Raw genomic sequence first — 16548 nt, 5'->3', positions numbered from 1 at the left:
CCCCCCCACCCCGCCACCCCCCCCCTGGCAACGGTGCTGGGCGCCGGTCTTTCGTAAACGCCACACCCCCCCGCCCCCCCCTCCCGGGATGTGGGGGGTGCCTCGCACCAACCCTCAATACGGGCTCGCCACGTCCCCGGTCTCGACATACACCGCCTTCAGCTGCGAATAGAGCGCTAAAGCCGCCAGCGAGTTCTCTCGCCCGATGCCGGATTGCTTCACCCCGCCAAACGGAATTTCCACTGGCGTCAGATTGTAGGCGTTGATCCAGCAGGTGCCGGCCTGCAGTTCGGCGATCACCCTATGAGCGCGCTGCAGGTCGCGGGTGAAGACGCCGGCGGCGAGGCCGAATTCGGTGTCGTTGGCGCGGTCGACCACCTCGTCCTCGCCGTCGAACTTCAGCACGCTCATCACCGGCCCGAAAATCTCCTCGCGCGCAATGCGCATCTTATCGGTGACACCGGTGAACACGGTTGGCTCTACAAAGAAGCCGCCATCGAACCCTTGCAGCGACGGCACGTTGCCACCGCAGGCGAGCGTTGCTCCATCCTGCCTGCCGGCCGCGATGTAGGAAACGACCTTCTCCTGCTGCGCCTTGTTGACCAGCGGCCCCATCTGCGTCTCAGGATCGAGCGGATCGCCGATGCGGATCTTTTTCGTCCGCTCGACCAGCCGGTCGACGAAGCGGTCATGGATGCCGCTTTGTACGAAAACACGCGTGCCGTTGGAGCAGATCTGCCCGCTCGAATAGAAATTGCCGAGCATGGCGCCGCCGATGGCGTTTTCGAGATCGGCATCGTCGAACACGATCAGCGGCGACTTGCCGCCGAGTTCCATCGTCGCATGCTTCATCTTCGAACCGGCGAGCGACAGCACCTTGCGGCCGGTCGGCACCGAGCCGGTCACCGAAACTTTGGCAACGACATCATGGCCGACGAGGCCGGCGCCGACTTCGCCATAGCCTTGCACGACGTTGAACAGCCCGTCGGGCAGGCCCGCCTCTGAGTAGATCTCGGCCAGCGCCAGCGCCGACAGCGGCGTGTTCTCCGAAGGCTTGAATACCATGGCGTTGCCCATGGCGAGCGCCGGGGCGGATTTCCAGCCGGCGATCTGGATCGGATAGTTCCAGGCGCCGATGCCGACGCACACACCGAGCGCCTCGCGGCGCGTATAGGCAAAAGGTCCACCAAGATCGATCGCCTCGCCGTTGAAGGCGGCAACCGCGCCGCCGAAATATTCGAGGCAGTCGGCGGCCGATAGTGCATCCGCCACCAGCGTCTCCTGGATCGCTTTGCCGGTGTCGAGCGTCTCGATCCGCGCCAGATCGGCGTTGCGCGCGCGCAAAATGTCGGCGGCGCGGCGCAGGATGCGGCCACGCTCGACCGGCTTCATCCGCGCCCAGGCCGGTTGTGCGGCCCGCGCGGCTTCGATGGCGAGCTCCAGCACGTTCGGAGTCGCCGAATGCAAAGTGGCGATGACCTCACCGGTCGCCGGATAGATCACCGGCAGCGGCGCGCCGCCTTCGTCCTCGATGTAGCGGCCGTTGACATAGTGCGATGCCGTTGGCTGGGCGCGCATGCTGTTCTCCAGATGTATTCGCTATTGCGGAGCAGTCCGCCGGACAATGCCCTATCGATCCGCCACCTGCCAGCGCGGATTGATCCAGGGTTCCTGGTTGGATGGCGCCAGCGGCGTGCGGCCGAGAATGTGGTCGGAGGCCTTTTCGCCGGTCATGATCGAGGGCGCGTTGAGATTGCCATTGGTGACGCGCGGAAAGATCGAGGAGTCGGCGACCCGCAACCCGTCGATGCCGATGACGCGGCACTCCGGATCGACGACGCTCGTGATGTCATCGGCCCGACCCATCTTGCAGGTGCCGCACGGGTGATAGGCGCTCTCGGCATGATCCCGGATGAAGGCGTCGAGATCCTCGTCCGACTGGACATGCGAACCCGGCGAGATTTCCTTGCCGCGGAAGCCGTCAAAAGCCTTCTGGCCGAAGATCTCGCGGGTCAGCCGGATGCAGTGGCGGAACTCGGTCCAGTCGTCTGGATGCGACATGTAGTTGAAGCGGATGACCGGCGTCGCTTTCGGGTCGGGCGAGCGCAGCGTCACCGAACCGCGCGACTTCGACCGCATCGGCCCGACATGCGCCTGGAAGCCATGCGCCTTCGCCGCCGCCTTGCCGTCATAGCGCACCGCCGCCGGGATGAAGTGGTACTGGATATCGGGGTAGTCGACACCGGCCTGCGAGCGCACGAAGGCCGCGGCCTCGAAATGGTTGGTGGCGCCGAGGCCGGTCTTGAAGAACAGCCACTGCGCCCCGATCAGCGTCTTGGAGAATGGGTTGAGAACCGAATTCAGCGTGATCGGCTGGGTCGATTCCTGCTGGATGTAGAGCTCCATATGATCCTGCAGATTGCGGCCGACACCGGGCCGGTCGGCCACGACCTGGATGCCGTTCCCCGTGAGATGCGCGGCCGGGCCGATACCGGATAGCATCAGGATCTTGGGCGAATTGATCGACGATGCGGCGACGATCACCTCACGTCGTGCCTTAACGACCTGAATCTGTTTGTGAGCTTCGATCTCGACTCCGACGGCACGCTGATTCTCGATGATCACCCGGCGGGCGAAGCCTCTGATCACGCTGACATTTTGCCGCTTGAGCGCCGGCTTCAGATAGGCCGACGCAGCCGACCAGCGGCGGCCGCCGCGAATGGTTTGCTCCATCGGTCCGAAGCCTTCCTGCTTCCAGCCATTGTAGTCGTCGGTCAGTTCGAACCCGGCTTGGCGGCCGGCCTCGACAAAGGCGCCGTAGAGCGGATTCTTGCGCGGGCCACGCTGGACGTGCAGCGGGCCGCCGTGGCCGCGCCAGCCGTCCTCGCCGCCGTCACTGTCCTCCATGCGCTTGAAATAGGGCAGCACGTCGGCGAAGCCCCAGCCGGCCGCCCCCTGTTCGGCCCAGTGGTCGAAGTCGCGTGCGTGGCCCCTGACATAGACCATGCCGTTGATCGAGGACGAGCCGCCGATCACCTTGCCGCGTGGCGTCGCCAGCACGCGGCCGCCGAGATGCGGCTCCGGTTCGCTGGCAAAGCCCCAGTCGTAAAGGCTCATGTTAAGCGGGATCGACAGCGCCGACGGCATCTGGATCAGCGGCCCGATATCGGTACCGCCGAACTCGATGACGATCACCGAATGCTTGCCGTCTTCCGACAGTCGGTAGGCCATGGCCGAGCCGGCCGAGCCGGAGCCGATGATGACGAAGTCTGCTTCAAGCATGGTTCACATGCGCCCATCGTTCATATGCGAAATAAAATCGGCGAGCGAGACATTGCCGCCGGTAGCCATGACCAGGACCGTTTTACCCGTCACATCCACCTTGCCGCCGAGGAGCGCCGCCAGAGAGGCGGCGCCCGATGGCTCGAGCACCAGCTTCATCCGTTCGAAGGCGATCTTCATTGCCCGCCGCACGGAGGCATCATCGACGGTGATGCCGCGCACGCCGGCGGTCTTGACCGCCGCAAACGGCGCGACGCCCGGCCGCCGCGACATCAGCCCGTCGCAAATCGATTTCGGCGCGATCGGCATGGTCTCGATGGCGCCATGCGCTAGCGATGCACCCATGCCGTTGAAGCCTTCCGGCTCGACGCCGATGATCTCGGTTGCCGGCGACAGATAGTGGAAGGCGAGCGACATGCCGCCGATCAGTCCGCCGCCGCCGACCGAGCAGAACAGAAGGTCGGCACTGGCGTCCTTTGCCTCGAGTTGTTCGAGCGCTTCGAGCCCGGCGCCGGCCTGGCCGGCAACGATCTCCGGATCGTCGAATGGATGCAGCAACGCCAGCCCTTCGGTCTCGGCAATCTCGCGGGCCTTGGCGGCTGCGACCTCTTCACGGGCGCGCTCGCCATGATCGGTCAGCACGACGCGCGCGCCATAGCCTGCGGTCGCATCGCGCTTGGCGGCCGGCGCGTCGATCGGCATGACGATGGTGACGGGAATGCCGAGCGCCTGGCCGGCAGCCGCCAACCCTTGCGCGAAATTGCCGGAGGAGTAGGCGACGACGCCTTTTATGGCCTCATCCGGCGACAGCCGCTTCAACCGCCAATAGGCCCCGCGCACCTTGAACGATCCCGCCCATTGCAGCGATTCCGGTTTGATGAAGACGCGGGCCGCACCCGTCTCCTTGGCCAAGGCTGTCGATTCCAGCAAAGGCGTGATCTGCGTCGCCTTCGACGTCACGGCATAGGCCTGTCTGAGGTGCTCGAGGGAGGGGACAATTGTCATCATTCGCCTCGCGGAAAGCGTTTCTGTTCCTCGAGATTGTCGAGGTTCATGTGGTTGCGCATGTAGCGTTCCGATGCCTTCTGCAGTGGCTGGAATTCCCAGGGGTAATGCGTGCCGTTGCGCAGCGCGGGATAAACCACCCAGCGCCGCGCCTGGCTGACGCGCACCGCGGCATCGAATGCCGTCATGTCCCAGCGCGCTCGCACGGCTCCCGTGAAGGCCGCCACCAGATCGGCATGCGCCGGATCGGTGGCAAGATTGGTGCGTTCTTGCGGATCGGCTTCGAGATCGAACAGAAGCGGCGGGTCGATCTCGCAATGGATGAATTTGTAGCGGCCGTCGCGGATCGCCACCAACGGCGCGTTGGAGCCCTCGGCGGCATATTCCATCAGCACCGGCGCGGTGCGCGGCTCGCCATCAAGCAGCGGCAGCAGCGACTGGCCATCGGTCCACGGTGCGATCGCGGAGATGTCGATGCCGGCGAGATCGCACAGCGTCGGCGTCACGTCGAGGTTGGAGACCGGCGCCTCGATCAGCCCTGCAGGAATGCCTTTGCCGGCGATCATCAAAGGTACTCGCGCCGAGCCCTCGAAGAAATTCATCTTGAACCACAGGCCGCGCTCGCCAAGCATGTCGCCATGGTCGGAGCAGAACAGGATGATGGTGTCGTCCAGCATGCGCGTTCGCTCCAGCACTGACATCAACTCGCCGACCTTTTCGTCGAGATAGGAGATGTTGGCGTAGTAGCCGCGCCGCGAGCGGCGGATCTGCTCCGGCGTGATGTTGAAACTGTCGTAGTCGCTGGCCCGGTAAAGCCGTTGCGAATGCGGGTCCTGATGGGCATAGGGGATGAATCCCACCTCCGGCTCAAGCGCCGGACAGTCTTTATAGAATTCCCAATATTGCCGCCGTGCGACATAGGGGTCGTGCGGGTGGGTGAAGGAAACCGTCAGGCACCAGGGCCGGCTGGCCTCGTCCTCGGAGGTGCGGGCAAGATCGTAGAGTTTTTGCACCGCGTGGAAGGCGACCTCGTCGTCATACTCCATCTGGTTGGTGATCTCGGCAACGCCGGCGCCGGTGACCGAGCCCAGATTGTGATACCACCAGTCGATGCGCTCGCCGGGCTTGCGGTAATCCGGCGTCCAGCCGAAATCGGCGGGATAGATGTCGGTGGTCAGCCGCTCCTCGAAACCGTGCAACTGGTCCGGCCCGACGAAATGCATCTTGCCCGACAGGCAGGTGTAGTAGCCGGCGCTGCGCAGATGATGCGCATAGGTCGGGATCGAGGAAGCGAATTCGGCGGCGTTGTCATAGACCTGGGTGCGCGACGGCAATTGCCCGCTCATGAAAGCGGCGCGGCCCGGCGCGCAAAGCGGCGAGGCCGTGTAGTTGTTGCCGAAGCGCGCCGAGCGTGCGGCCAGCGCCTTGAGATGCGGCACATGCAGGAAGTCCGCCGGCCCGTCCGCAAACAGCGTGCCGTTGAGCTGATCGACCATGACGATCAGGATGTTGGGTCGCCTTGATATCTCTGAGGCTGTCAATGAGGCTGTCACTGTGTCTGTCGCCCGCCGAGTTTGATTTCGAGATAATCTTCGACCAGCGCGATCGCGGTTTGAGCATCCGGCACGCCGTCCTTCAGCGCGCGCCTGATGTACAGCCCGTCGATCATCGCCGCGACCGCTTCCGCCGCGCGGTCGGCCTCGTTGCGCGGCAGTATGCCGATCAGTCCGCTCATCAGGTTCGAGTGCAGCCGCCGCGCATAGACCCTGAGCAGCCTGCGCAGGGCCGATGATTTCTGTGCCTCGACATAAAAGGCGAGCCAGGCCGCGATGGTTTCCGGCCGGAACTGGATGTCGGAGAAGTTGACGGCGACCACCGCCGAGACGCGTTCGCGCGGCGAGCCGGCGGATTGCAGGGCGCGCCGCATGTCGATGGTCAGTTCGGCCAGTATGTGCCGCATCGTCGCCAGCAGCAGTTCGTCCTTGGCGCCGAAATAGTGGTGGGCAAGGGCCGACGACACGCCCGCCCGTCCGGCGATCTCCGACATGGTCACATCAAGCGAGCCGCGCTCGCCGATCGCCGAGATCGTCGCGTCGATGAGCGCCTTGCGGCGCAACGGTTCCATTCCGACTTTCGGCATTGGGGAGATCCAGATCAAAACCGAGATTATTTTTTATTGACGGATCAATCAATAAAAAACTCGCGCTCGGATCAACCGATCGTGTCGCTCTGGCCCATCCCTTGGACTGGAAAACGGTTCACTGTTGAACAATATTAGAGGCTGATGCCGCGCTATGACATGTTAGGCTCGCGGCGAACGGAGGTTGCCATGACCGCATGCATCGTCGGCTGGGCGCATTCGCGCTTCGGCAAGCTTGAAGCCGAGACGCTCGAGGGCCTGATCACAAAGGTCGCGGTCGACGCGCTCGACCATGCCGGCATTGGCCCGGACGAGGTCGACGAGATCGTGCTCGGCCATTTCAACGCCGGCTTCTCCCCTCAGGATTTTACCGCCAGCCTGGTGCTGCAGGCCGATGACCGGCTGCGCTTCAAGCCGGCGACGCGGGTCGAGAACGCCTGCGCCACGGGTTCGGCAGCGGTCCGCCAAGGCATCCGCGCCATCGACGCCAATGCCGCCCGCATCGTGCTGGTGGTCGGTGCCGAGCAGATGACGACGACCCCCGGCCCCGAGATCGGCAAGAACCTGCTCAAGGCTTCCTATCTGCCGGAAGAGGGCGACACGCCGGCCGGTTTCGCTGGAGTCTTCGGCAAGATCGCGCAGGCCTATTTCCAGCGTTATGGCGACCAGTCGGACGCGCTGGCGATGATCGCCGCCAAGAACCACAAGAACGGCGTCGACAATCCGTACGCGCAGATGCGCAAGGATTTCGGTTACGAATTCTGCCGCCAGGAAAGCGAGAAGAACCCCTTCGTCGCCGGTCCGCTGAAGCGCACCGATTGCTCCCTGGTTTCCGATGGCGCCGCCGCTCTTGTGCTCACCGACACCTCGACGGCGCTGAAGATGCGCCGCGCCGTCGCCTTCCGCGCCAACGAGCATGTCCAGGATTTCCTGCCGATGTCGAAGCGCGACATCCTGTCTTTCGAAGGCTGCGAGCAGGCCTGGAACCAGGCTTTGAAGAAGGCCGGCGTGACGCTCGACGACCTCTCCTTCGTCGAGACGCATGACTGCTTCACCATTGCCGAACTCATCGAATATGAGGCGATGGGCCTGGCCAAGCCGGGCGAGGGCGCCAGGCTGGCGCTAGACGGCACGACGGCAAAAGACGGCAGGCTCCCGGTCAATCCTTCGGGCGGGCTGAAGGCCAAGGGCCATCCGATCGGCGCCACCGGTGTGTCGATGCATGTACTGACCGCCATGCAGTTGACCGGCGAAGCAGGCGGCATCCAGGTGCCGGACGCAAAGCTTGGCGGCATCTTCAACATGGGTGGCGCTGCCGTCGCCAACTACGTTTCCATCCTCGACCGGATCAGGTAGAAGCGGCCCGTATTTTTCGGGGTGGTGATGACAAATCCGGTTCTGGTCGAAGTCTTGCGCGGCGCGATCGTCGAGAGCGCCCATCGCGGCGCTGTCGCAATCTTTGACGGTGACGGCAAGCCTGTCCTGGAGATCGGCGATACGGCGCGGCCGGTGTTTCCGCGCTCGGCGGTCAAGGCGATCCAGGCGCTGCCGCTGGTTGAAACGGGTGCCGCCGATGCCTATGGCTTCGGCGACCGCGAACTGGCGCTGGCCTGCGCTTCACATTCAGGCGAACCCGCGCATGTCGAACTGGCGCAGGCGATGCTGGCCAAGGCCGGGCTCGACAAGTCGGCGCTGGAATGCGGCGCGCATTGGCCGTCGAGCCACGACGCGACGATCGCACTGGCCCGCACAGGCGTCTCGCCGAACGCACTGCACAACAATTGCTCGGGCAAGCATTCCGGATTTCTCTGCACCTGCGTGCACTCAGGGATTGCCCACCAAGGCTACGTCAAGGCAGGCCATGGTTTGCAGGAGATGGTGCGCGACGCCATGCAGGCGGTGACCGGCGCTGCCCACGATGCGAATCACCGGGCAACCGATGGCTGCTCGATCCCCACCTATGCCGTGCCGCTGAAAAGCTTTGCGCTGGGCTTTGCCCGTATGGCGACGGGCAGGAGCCTTGGCCCTGAGCGCGCCAAGGCGGCCAAACGCCTGCTGTCTGCCTGTATGGCCGAGCCTTTCCTGGTCGCCGGCACCGGCAAAGTGGATGTGGCGCTGATGCAGGCCGCGCCCGGCCGCATATTCGTCAAGACGGGCGCCGAGGGTGTCTATTGCGCCGCCGTTCCGGAGCTTGGCCTCGGCATCGCGCTAAAATGTGATGACGGCGCCGGTCGCGCCGCCGAGGTGATGATTGCCGCTGTGCTGGCAAAACTTCTCAGCGCCGACGGCGCACTGGCGGCGAACCTTCTGGAGCGGGCCAATCCGCCGATCGAAAGCCGCATCGGCGCCAAGGTCGGCTCGCTGCGGCCGACGACGGCGCTCAGCTGACCCTGTTTCGCTCAACCGTCAGATGCGCATAGCCGCTTACGCTTGACCGCGCGAGGTCGCCGGTCGCCGGTTCGGCCCAGCGCTGGCCGATGATGGCGCCATTCTTGGCGCCGTCGATGACGTTGTCGGAAATGATGGCGTTTCCAGCGCCTTCTACCACAGTGACGGCGATGCCGGTTCCGGCCTGACGGATGATGTTTCCCGTCGCCACAACATTGCGCATATAAGCGCCCCAGCCGATCTGCATGCCGTAGAGCGGCGCGTTCTCGATGACATTGCCCGAGACGGTGGTGTCGGCCTCGACGCTGATACCGACGCCGAAGCCCGGCGCGTCGGCGGGGTAGGGGCCGGTGGCCGAGAGGTTGCGCACGATGTTGTTCGAGCAGACACCCATACGGCCGCCGTCGTTGAAATTGGCGATCGAGATGCCGTTAGCGGCACCATCGACGATGTTGTTGCCGATGATGGCGCCTTCGAAGGAGAATTCGGAATAGAGCGCCGTTTCGCCCGACCGCGAGCAGGTGTTGCCGGTCATCTGCAGATTGCTGGAACTGTTGGCGCGGATCGCCGAGAAGGCGCAGTCCGAGACGATGTTGCCGGTGACGGAGACATTGCCGGCACGGAATGCGTTGATGCCATTGCCGTTCTGCCCGGTGCCGCCGCTGCGCGCGCCGATCCGCTGCACGCGGTTGCCGCTGACGATCGTGCCGTCCTCGGCCTGCCGCCAGCGATGCACAAGAATGCCGCCATTGCCACAGTCGGATACGGTGTTGTCGGATATCGCCAGGCCAGCGGCCTCGACGGAGTAGATGCCGGCGTCCGCAGCCCCCAAAATCTCGGACCGCTCGATGCGGCCCGACGCATGCTCCAGCGCCAGCCCATGCTTGCCGCTGCCGGTGATCGTGCAATTGTCGATGACGAGATGGGCGACGCGGCGCAGGTCGAGCAGGCCTTGTGCATCGTCGGCCAACCCGCCGTTGGCGCCGTCGAAGACCAATGCGGTGAACTCTATATGCTCGGCCTGTTCGGCCGTCAGCAAATGGCCATTGCCGCCATAGAGGATGCGCGAGGCGCCCGGCACGCCCGAAAGCCTGACGCGGGCGGGCAGGGTCAGGTTGGACACGACATAGGTGCCCGGCGGCAGGAACACCGGCGCGTTGCGCTCGCTCGCCTCGGCAAGCATCCTGGCGAAGGCTTTGCCCTGGTCGTCCAGTGCGTCCGGCTCCACGCCAAGCTCGGCGGCATTGATCGAGCCGCGCACCGCCGTTTTCGCCAAGGCGTTGCCCACCGAAAGGCCGAGCACGGCAAAGCCGGCCGTCCCCTTGAGAAGCGTTCGTCTGTTCAACATCGGCACATCCCTTGCGATCATCCGGCTGATCGCAGGAATTGGGCCAGCCGCATAGGTCTCCGCTCGGCCATAGTCCGGCCAATGACCGGGTCCGGCAAGTGGCTTGTGCAGTCACGGAAGCGGGCCTAAGTTTATCCGATGAGCAGAGCTTTTACCCGCGAGGAAGACAGCGAAAACGCCATTGCCGGCATCGGCGAGCGGCCGATCAGCCAACACCGCAATCTGGTGACGGAGCGCGGCCTGGCGATGATCGAGGACAATCTGGCCGATCTGCGCGACATCTTGGCGAAAGCCGAGCGAAAAGCCGATCGCGAGCGCATTGCCGTTGTCTCGCGCGACCTGCGCTACTGGACAGCGCGCCGCGAAAGCGCCGAGCTTTCCGTGCCGGAACCGGGCAGCGACCAGGTGCGCTTCGGCATGGGTGTCACGCTGGAAGGCGATGACGGCAAGAAAGTGCACTGGAAGATAGTCGGCGAGGACGAGGCCGACCCCTCAAAGGGCAGCATCTCACACGTCTCGCCAATGGCCGTGGCGCTGTTCGGCAAGAAGATCGGCGACGTCGCAAGCGTCAACGGCAAGGAATGGGAAATCCTCAAGCTGTCGGACGCCTGACGCCAGCTCACGCTATTTGCACAGCCAGCTTTCGCAACGCGGGCTCATACTTGTCCATGACATCGCGAGCGGCACGTATTTGCCGTTCGACGTCGTCACACGGCACCGGCCGTAGGATGGTGCCGTCGTCGGTTTCGATGATCTGGAGTTCATCGCCCATTTGCAGGCCCAAGCTGTCGAGAGTTTCCCGCGGCAGGATTACAACGCCCGATCCGTCCTCAAGTCCCTGAATGATGGTGTTCATAGCTATACCATAGGTTGCGCCCGATATTGTAACGCAACTTTGATAAGCAGTGCAACTGTTTCAATCAGCTCGCCAGCAGCCGCTCCAGCAACCGATCCGCAGCCTCCGGAATAACCGTGCCTGGCGGGAAGATCTCCGCGGCGCCAGCTTCCAGCACCGCGTCATAGTCCTGCGGCGGGATGACGCCGCCGGCGACGATCAGCATGTCGCTGCGGCCGAGCTTCTTCAGCGCGTCGCGTAGTTCGGGGATCAGTGTCAGGTGCCCCGCCGCCAGCGACGAGGCGCCGATGATATGGACGTCCTGCGCCACCGCCAGCCCGGCGATCTCCTCGGGTGTCTGGAACATCGCGCCGACCGTGACGTCGAAGCCGAGATCGGCGAAGGCCGTGGCGATCACCTTCTGGCCACGGTCGTGGCCGTCCTGTCCCATCTTTGCGACCAGGATGCGCGGCTTGCCGCCGGACTTCTTCTCGAAAGCTTCGAGCTTCTCCAGCAATCGGTTGACCGTCAGATTGTCGCCAAGCGCATTGCGATAAACGCCGGAGATCGTTTGCACCGAGGCGACGTGACGGCCAAAGACCTTTTCGAGCGCCAGCGAGATCTCGCCGACCGTGGCATTGGCGCGCGCGGCGCGGATGGCAAATTCCAGCAGGTTTTCGTTACCCTGCGCAGCGCGGGTCAGCGCATCGAGCGCGCTCTCGACCGCGCCGACATTGCGCGTGCCTTTCAGGTTCTGCAGCTTCGACAATTGCCGGGCCTTGACCTCGGCATTGTCGATCTTCAGCACGTCGACCTCGCTATCGTTCTCCGGGCGATGCGCATTGACGCCAATCAGCATCTGTTCGCCGGAATCGATGCGCGCCTGCGTGCACGCCGCCGCTTCCTCGATGCGCAGTTTTGGAATGCCCTGTTCGGTTGCCGCCGCCATGCCGCCAAGCGCCTCGACCTCTTCGATATGGGCGAGCGCACGCGCCGCCAGATCATGCGTCAGCCGTTCGATATAGGCCGAGCCGCCCCACGGATCGATGATGCGGGTGGTGCCGGATTCCTTTTGCAGGATCAGCTGCGTGTTGCGGGCGATGCGGGCCGAGTGGTCGGTCGGCAGCGCCATCGCCTCGTCGAACGAGTTGGTGTGCAGCGACTGGGTATGTCCCTGCGTCGCCGCCATCGCCTCGATCATGGTGCGGGTGATGTTGTTGTAGGGGTCCTGCGCCGTCAGCGACCAGCCGGAGGTCTGGCAATGGGTGCGCAGCGACAGCGAGCGTTCATCCTTCGGTGCAAAATTCTTCTGCATCAGGGTCGCCCACAACAGGCGCGCCGCGCGGAGCTTGGCGATCTCCATGAAGAAGTTCATGCCGACCGCCCAGAAGAAGGAAAGCCGCGGGGCGAAACGGTCGATATCGAGCCCGGCGGCGACGCCGGCGCGGGCATATTCGATGCCGTCGGCGATGGTGTAGGCGAGCTCCAGGTCCGCGGTCGCGCCGGCCTCCTGCATGTGATAGCCGGAGATCGAGATCGAATTGAACTTCGGCATGTGCTGGGAGGTATAGGAGAAGATGTCAGACACGATCCGCATCGAGGGCTTCGGCGGATAGATGTAGGTGTTGCGGACCATGAACTCCTTCAGAATGTCGTTCTGAATGGTGCCGGCGAGATCCTTCTGAGCAACGCCCTGTTCTTCGGCCGCGACGATATAGAGCGCCATGATCGGCAGCACCGCGCCGTTCATGGTCATCGACACCGTCATCTCGCCCAGCGGAATGCCGTCGAACAATTGCCGCATGTCGAGGATGGAATCGATGGCCACGCCCGCCATGCCGACATCGCCTGATACGCGCGGATGGTCGCTGTCATAGCCGCGATGGGTGGGCAGATCGAAAGCGACCGAAAGGCCCTTTTGGCCGGCGGCGAGATTGCGCCGGTAGAAGGCGTTGGATTCCTCGGCCGTCGAGAAGCCGGCATATTGCCGGATCGTCCACGGCTGCTGGACATACATGGTCGGATAGGGACCGCGCACGAAGGGCGGCATTCCCGGATAGGTGTCGAGATGCGGCAGCCCCTTGAGATCGCCCTGGCTGTAGAGATGCTTGACGGCAATGCCTTCCGGCGTCAGCCGCTGGCCCTTGACCTCGACCGGCGCTCGCCGTGGCGCCGACCAGCCAATATGGCTGAAATCCGGGATCACTGTGCGGCTCCGATTGCCTGGTCGATGCGGACGGGAAACAGCGCCTCGCACACCGCCACGCCCTCTGTGAAAGGCGGCCGCCGCTCAGCCGCCAGCGTCTCGACCGGGGCATCGTTTTTCAGCGGGTAAAGCGTGGTGCCGATGATTGCCCGTTCACCCGACCGGTAGGCCTCGGCGCGGCGCTCGGATGCTGCCTTCACGCGCTTCTGGATATGCCCTTGCTGCAGGCTTGCCAGAACGCTGCCTTCCGCTTCGATCCGCTGGAACTCTTCCCACGCCGCTTCGCACAGGCCCAGGGTCAGCGCCTCGACTGCGCCCGACCCAAATGCTGGGTCGGCGACATGGTCGATATGGCTTTCATTGGCCATGATCAACTGCGCATTGCGGGCGATGCGGCGGGCAAAGCCGGCCGGCAGCCCGAGGGCGATGGTGTGTGGCAGGATGGAGATTGAGTCCGCGCCGCCTGCTGCCGCTGCAAAGCTTGCGATGGTGGTGCGCAGGATGTTGGTTTCGGCATCCGCCGCCGTCATCATGCGGAACGACGTCTCGGCATGGATGTTGGCTGTCGATGCCGGGATGGAACAGGTTTCCTGGATGCGCGCCCACAGCCTGCGCAACGCCCGGACCTTGGCCATCGACAGGAACTGGTCCTGGTCGACGCTCAGCGCAAAGCCGATATGGGGAGCGGCATAGACAAGCGGCTGGCGCGCATCCTCGAACATCCTGAGGTAGGAGACGGCGGAAGCGAGCATGGTGCCGAGTTCCTGCGCCTCCGTGGCGCCGGCATTGTGGAACACTCGCCCATCCGCCTCCAGCAGCACACCCGGCACGCCCAGCGAGAAGAAATGCGCCAGTGATTGCGGCATCGATGCCTGCAACGCCTCGATCGACATGCGCAGCCGGCCGGTTCCGGCAAAGATTGCCGCCGGGTCGATGCCGAAGGAGAGGTTCAGCTTTGCCGGGTCGGAGCGGCGCTTGCTCAGGAACGCCACCAGCCAGTCGGCAACGGCACGGCTCCAGGGATGGGCGTCGATGCGGATCTGCGTGCGGTTTAGCGGTACGCCGTCCAGCACCGTCTCCAGCGCCTGCGCCGTCCTCGGCAGGCCATAGCCGAACGCATTCGGAGCACCTTCGAAGACAAGCGACAATCCCGTCGCGCCTTGTGCCACATCGTCCAGGGCCTGCGCCTTGGCGCGGCCGATATCGGGATCGTCAATGCGCTGGCTGACGATCCAGGGAAATTTGGGGTTGGCGCGCACAAGCGGCTCGGCGCCGCCGGCGCGATCGTAGAGCGGTTCGATGCGAATCTGATCGTCGGTATGCGAGACCAGTTTTTCCTCGAAGGAGGCGCCGGCGAGCGCCTTTTCGGCCAAGGCCAGCCAACGCTGGCGCTCGACGTCAGCGGGTTCGACACTCCTGGTCAAGGCTCCGGCGCCCATCCATGCTCCTCGTTTTTATGCGGCCGCACCAGCGTCAGCCGTCCAGTCTACGGTTCCCTGCCAGATATCGCAATGCAATGCGCTTGCGCGGTTGGGATTCGCTTCCCTGACATAGGGCAGCCTGCGTGGACGAACCATGAACGATTGCCAAACAGCGGCAAAATCCGCAAGCTCCAAAAAACCAATTTGGAGGATTGGTTCAATTTAGACGATTGGCCCAATCTGGATGAATAGCCAACTGGATGGATAGCCCAATTGGAGAATAGCATTGTCGCTGCGCAATGGCCTGACTATACCCTGCGGCACGGCCACAGGCTTTTAACACATCAGTTTGCGGAGACATGGTCATATGGCTGACGACACCAGCATTTTCCTCGGCGCCAGCCGCAAGCCCGACGACAGCTATCAGCGCGCCGAACAGCTCTTGCTGCAATATGGGAACCGCCATGGCCTGATCACCGGCGCCACCGGCACCGGCAAGACAGTCAGCCTGCAGATCCTGGCCGAGGGGTTTTCCAATGCCGGCGTGCCTGTGTTCTGCGCCGATATCAAGGGCGACCTGTCCGGCATTGCCATGATGGGCAAGGCGCAGGATTTCCTGGTCAAGCGGGCCGAGCAGGTCAAGCTCGACCCTTACGACTTCCAGGAATTCCCGGTCATCTTCTGGGACCTGTTCGGCGAGCAGGGCCATCCGATCCGCGCCACCGTCTCGGAAATGGGGCCGCTGCTTCTGTCGCGGCTGATGAACCTCTCCGAAGCGCAGGAAGGCATCATGAACATCGCCTTCCGCATCGCCGATGAGGATGGCCTGCTGCTGCTCGACATGAAGGATCTGCAAGCACTGCTGGCCAACATCGCAGCGCGCGCCGACGAGATCAGCTCGCGCTACGGCAATGTCACCAAGCCGTCGGTCGGCGCAATCCAGCGCACGCTTCTGGTGCTGGAACAGCAGGGCGCGGCGCATTTCTTCGGCGAACCGGCTTTGCGCATCGCCGACATCATGCGCACCACCCGCGACGGCCGCGGCGCCATCAGCGTGCTCGCTGCCGACAGATTGATGATGAACCCCAGGCTCTACGCCACCTTCCTGCTCTGGCTGATGTCGGAGCTGTTCGAGGAATTGCCCGAGGTCGGCGATCCCGAAAGGCCGAAGCTGGTGTTCTTCTTCGACGAGGCGCATCTGCTTTTCGACGAGGCGCCGAAGGTGCTGATCGACCGCGTCGAGCAGGTGGTTCGCTTGATCCGTTCGAAAGGCGTCGGTGTCTATTTCGTCACGCAGAACCCTTTGGACATCCCTGAAAAGGTTCTCGCCCAGCTCGGCAACCGTGTGCAGCACGCGCTGCGCGCCTATACGCCGCGTGAGCAGCAGGCGGTCAAGACCGCCGCCGACACCTTCCGGCCCAATCCCGATTTCGACTGCGCCACTGCCATCACCCAGCTCGGCACCGGCGAGGCGCTGGTCTCGACGCTGGAGGTCAAGGGCGTGCCGTCCATGGTGCAGCGGACATTGATCCGGCCGCCATCGTCTAGGCTTGGCCCGATCACAGCGGACGAGCGCCGCAAGCTGATCGACCAGAGCCCGGTCGCCGGCCAGTACGACCAGACCATCGACCGCGAATCGGCCTTCGAGATGCTGCAGAAGAAAGCCAGGGATGCGCAGGACGAGCAGGCGCAGCAGGCCGACAGCGGGCGCTCGCGCTGGACCATTCCGGGCTTCGGCAATGACGATCCGCCGCCGCAGCAATCAGGCGGTCGCCGCGCCCCGGCGCCGCGCCCGTCCAACCGCCAGACGGTGGCCGAAGCCGCGATCAAAGCTGTCGTGCGCTCGGTCGGCTCGTCGGTCGGCCGCGCGATCGTGCGCGGGATTCTGGGCAGCCTGTCCAGGGGGCGGTAAAAGTGTCGGCC

13 protein-coding genes are annotated in these 16548 nt (G+C 64.1%); 4 read left to right on the top strand and 9 right to left on the bottom strand.

The window, feature by feature from the left end; genetic code table 11:
• Positions 1–114 precede the first annotated feature (114 nt).
• The 5 genes from betB to betI are packed head-to-tail and all read right to left on the bottom strand — an operon-like array spanning position 115 to position 6427.
• Positions 115–1578, bottom strand: a complete 1464-nt coding sequence (betB, locus tag NKI06_RS27670) for a betaine-aldehyde dehydrogenase (RefSeq protein ID WP_352987711.1) — start codon at positions 1576–1578, stop codon at positions 115–117.
• A 51-nt stretch (positions 1579–1629) separates the two neighbouring features.
• Positions 1630–3282, bottom strand: coding sequence for a choline dehydrogenase (gene betA, locus NKI06_RS27665; protein WP_023709829.1), 1653 nt, complete (start codon positions 3280–3282; stop codon positions 1630–1632).
• A gap of 3 nt (positions 3283–3285) precedes the next feature.
• Positions 3286–4290, bottom strand: a complete 1005-nt coding sequence (locus tag NKI06_RS27660; protein ID WP_352987709.1) for a threonine/serine dehydratase family protein — start codon at positions 4288–4290, stop codon at positions 3286–3288.
• Positions 4287–5813 (bottom strand): choline-sulfatase, encoded by a 1527-nt coding sequence (betC, locus tag NKI06_RS27655; RefSeq protein WP_352987713.1) that lies wholly within the window; start codon positions 5811–5813, stop codon positions 4287–4289. Before betC ends, NKI06_RS27660 begins: the two co-directional genes overlap by 4 nt.
• Positions 5814–5836: 23 nt before the next feature.
• Complete coding sequence (gene betI / locus NKI06_RS27650; RefSeq protein WP_023670745.1) at positions 5837–6427, bottom strand: choline-binding transcriptional repressor BetI; 591 nt, start codon at positions 6425–6427, stop codon at positions 5837–5839.
• 189 nt (positions 6428–6616) lie between these two features.
• Here betI and NKI06_RS27645 point away from each other — a divergent pair, with 189 nt between their 5' ends.
• A complete protein-coding gene (locus NKI06_RS27645) occupies positions 6617–7783 on the top strand; it encodes an acetyl-CoA acetyltransferase (RefSeq protein WP_352987708.1) in 1167 nt (388 codons plus the stop codon).
• A gap of 27 nt (positions 7784–7810) precedes the next feature.
• Positions 7811–8815, top strand: coding sequence for an asparaginase (locus NKI06_RS27640; RefSeq protein ID WP_352987707.1), 1005 nt, complete (start codon positions 7811–7813; stop codon positions 8813–8815).
• Here the strand turns inward: NKI06_RS27640 and NKI06_RS27635 are convergent.
• Entirely contained in the window at positions 8808–10163 is a 1356-nt protein-coding gene (locus NKI06_RS27635; RefSeq protein ID WP_352987706.1) for a TIGR03808 family TAT-translocated repetitive protein, read from the bottom strand. The genes NKI06_RS27640 and NKI06_RS27635 overlap by 8 nt on opposite strands.
• Positions 10164–10301: 138 nt before the next feature.
• Between NKI06_RS27635 and greA the strand changes: the two genes are divergently transcribed.
• Positions 10302–10775, top strand: a complete 474-nt coding sequence (gene greA / locus NKI06_RS27630) for a transcription elongation factor GreA (RefSeq protein ID WP_352987704.1) — start codon at positions 10302–10304, stop codon at positions 10773–10775.
• A gap of 7 nt (positions 10776–10782) precedes the next feature.
• Here the strand turns inward: greA and NKI06_RS27625 are convergent, their stop codons facing one another.
• The 3 genes from NKI06_RS27625 to NKI06_RS27615 form a co-directional block, all read right to left on the bottom strand.
• The gene (locus NKI06_RS27625) at positions 10783–11019 is read right to left on the bottom strand and encodes an AbrB/MazE/SpoVT family DNA-binding domain-containing protein (protein WP_352987703.1); all 237 of its coding nucleotides are present in this window, start codon (positions 11017–11019) and stop codon (positions 10783–10785) included.
• A 64-nt stretch (positions 11020–11083) separates the two neighbouring features.
• Positions 11084–13204 (bottom strand): methylmalonyl-CoA mutase, encoded by a 2121-nt coding sequence (gene scpA, locus NKI06_RS27620; protein ID WP_352987701.1) that lies wholly within the window; start codon positions 13202–13204, stop codon positions 11084–11086.
• Complete coding sequence (locus NKI06_RS27615; protein ID WP_352652861.1) at positions 13201–14643, bottom strand: methylmalonyl-CoA mutase subunit beta; 1443 nt, start codon at positions 14641–14643, stop codon at positions 13201–13203. The genes scpA and NKI06_RS27615 overlap by 4 nt, the downstream gene beginning before the upstream one ends.
• A 349-nt stretch (positions 14644–14992) precedes the next feature.
• On the opposite strand from NKI06_RS27615, the gene NKI06_RS27610 reads away from it, so the two are divergent.
• Positions 14993–16537 carry a helicase HerA-like C-terminal domain-containing protein gene (locus NKI06_RS27610; protein ID WP_352861093.1) on the top strand — a complete coding sequence of 515 codons (1545 nt, stop codon included), beginning with the start codon at positions 14993–14995 and terminating at the stop codon, positions 16535–16537.
• Positions 16538–16548: the final 11 nt, after the last annotated feature.

Source organism: Mesorhizobium sp. M0772, assembly GCF_040320135.1.
Classification (GTDB): domain Bacteria; phylum Pseudomonadota; class Alphaproteobacteria; order Rhizobiales; family Rhizobiaceae; genus Mesorhizobium.
This window is presented reverse-complemented; position numbering and strand designations above follow the sequence as displayed.

What these genes read in the sequence shown, in the direction of transcription:
- betB (WP_352987711.1), bottom strand. Translation starts at nt 1,578, where the DNA reads ATGCGCGCCCAGCCAACGGCATCGCACTATGTCAACGGCCGCTACATC.
- betA (WP_023709829.1), bottom strand. Translation starts at nt 3,282, where the DNA reads ATGCTTGAAGCAGACTTCGTCATCATCGGCTCCGGCTCGGCCGGCTCG.
- NKI06_RS27660 (WP_352987709.1), bottom strand. Translation starts at nt 4,290, where the DNA reads ATGATGACAATTGTCCCCTCCCTCGAGCACCTCAGACAGGCCTATGCC.
- betI (WP_023670745.1), bottom strand. Translation starts at nt 6,427, where the DNA reads ATGCCGAAAGTCGGAATGGAACCGTTGCGCCGCAAGGCGCTCATCGAC.
- NKI06_RS27645 (WP_352987708.1), top strand. Translation starts at nt 6,617, where the DNA reads ATGACCGCATGCATCGTCGGCTGGGCGCATTCGCGCTTCGGCAAGCTT.
- NKI06_RS27640 (WP_352987707.1), top strand. Translation starts at nt 7,811, where the DNA reads ATGACAAATCCGGTTCTGGTCGAAGTCTTGCGCGGCGCGATCGTCGAG.
- NKI06_RS27635 (WP_352987706.1), bottom strand. Translation starts at nt 10,163, where the DNA reads ATGTTGAACAGACGAACGCTTCTCAAGGGGACGGCCGGCTTTGCCGTG.
- greA (WP_352987704.1), top strand. Translation starts at nt 10,302, where the DNA reads ATGAGCAGAGCTTTTACCCGCGAGGAAGACAGCGAAAACGCCATTGCC.
- NKI06_RS27625 (WP_352987703.1), bottom strand. Translation starts at nt 11,019, where the DNA reads ATGAACACCATCATTCAGGGACTTGAGGACGGATCGGGCGTTGTAATC.
- NKI06_RS27615 (WP_352652861.1), bottom strand. Translation starts at nt 14,643, where the DNA reads ATGGGCGCCGGAGCCTTGACCAGGAGTGTCGAACCCGCTGACGTCGAG.
- NKI06_RS27610 (WP_352861093.1), top strand. Translation starts at nt 14,993, where the DNA reads ATGGCTGACGACACCAGCATTTTCCTCGGCGCCAGCCGCAAGCCCGAC.